Origin of the sequence: Listeria sp. SHR_NRA_18 (assembly GCF_003856515.1) — a bacterium.
Lineage (GTDB): Bacteria > Bacillota > Bacilli > Lactobacillales > Listeriaceae > Listeria_A > Listeria_A newyorkensis.
On the sequence record NZ_QPKR01000036.1, the window covers coordinates 1 to 1,423 of the forward strand.

Genomic DNA, 1,423 nt, shown 5'->3' on the forward strand with positions numbered 1-1,423 from the left:
GACAACAGACCAAGCGGCAATCGATGCGGCACAAGCTTTAGTGAATAAAGTACAAGATCCAACAGTAAAAGCAGACTTACAAAAAGATATCGACAAAGCACAAAGCTTACTAGATGGACAAAACGAACAAGCGAAACAAAACACAGCGAATACAGCGGTAAAAGAGCTTTTCACAAACAACGACCCAGCAAGCAACGCGATTAAAGACACAACGAACCAAAAAGCGATTGATGACGCACAAAAAACCATCGACGTTCTAGCAGCAGGTCCAGTGAAAACAGCCCTACAAGCAGACTTAGATAAGGCACAAGATTTACTTGACGCACGCACACAACAAGCGGCAGACGACCAAAATCAAAAAGCAGTCGCAACTTATGCCGTGAATCAACTATTCGTGAACAACACACCAGCAAGTGACGCAATCAAAGCTTCGACAGATCAAGATGCCATTGATAGCGCCCAAGCAGAAATCAACAAAATCAAAGATCCAGCCCTACAAGCAGACTTACAAAAAGACTTGGATCGTGCACAAGAATTGTTGAACCAACGCAATGCAGCAAACCAAGCAGAGCAAGCGAAACAAGATGCAGCCAGAAAAGCAGTCAACGAACTATTCAACAGCAACACCCCAGCAAGTAATGCAATCAAACCAACAACGACACAAGCAACAATTGATGCTGCACAAAGACTCATTGACACTGTAACTGATCCAACAACCAAAGCAGCATTACAAGCAGACCTAAACAAAGCACAAAGCTTACTAGATGCAAAAAACGCAGCAGCAGCAACAGAAAAAGCGAAACAAGACGCAGCGAAAAAAGCAGTGGATGAACTATTCAACAGCAACACCCCAACATCAGGAGCAATCAAACCAACGACGGATCAAAAAGCCATCGATGATGCGAAAAAACTAGTCGATGCGATCACAGATCCAGCAGTGAAAGCAGAACGTCAAGCAGATCTAAATAAAGCACAAGACTTACTAGATGCAAAAAACGCAGCAGCAACAGAAAAAGCGAAACAAGACGCAGCGAAAAAAGCAGTGGATGAACTATTCAACAGTAACACCCCAACATCAGGAGCAATCAAACCAACGACAGACCAAAAAGCCATCGATGACGCGAAAAAACTAGTCGATGCGATCACAGATCCAGCAGTGAAAGCAGAACGTCAAGCGGATCTAGACAAAGCGCAAAACCTATTAGATGCGAAAAATACAACACTAACAGCACCAAAAGTAAACGGTTATGGCGTGACAGATGAGTATATTACAGGAACAGTAGACGCCAACACAGTAACGGTGGAACTTTATATCAACGGCGTCCGCAAAAAAGTATCTACACCAACAAATGGAGACTTCAAGCTGTATGCCCAAGGTTTTGGTTTAAAAGTTGGCGACACATTTGAAGTACGCGGTGTCGAT

General features: G+C 43.5%; 1 protein-coding gene. It reads left to right on the forward strand.

Annotated features, from left to right (window positions below):
- Positions 1–1,423: toxin Cry1Ac domain D-VI-related protein (locus tag DUK53_RS17655; RefSeq protein ID WP_236637328.1), on the forward strand; the 1,423-nt coding region annotated here is incomplete at both ends.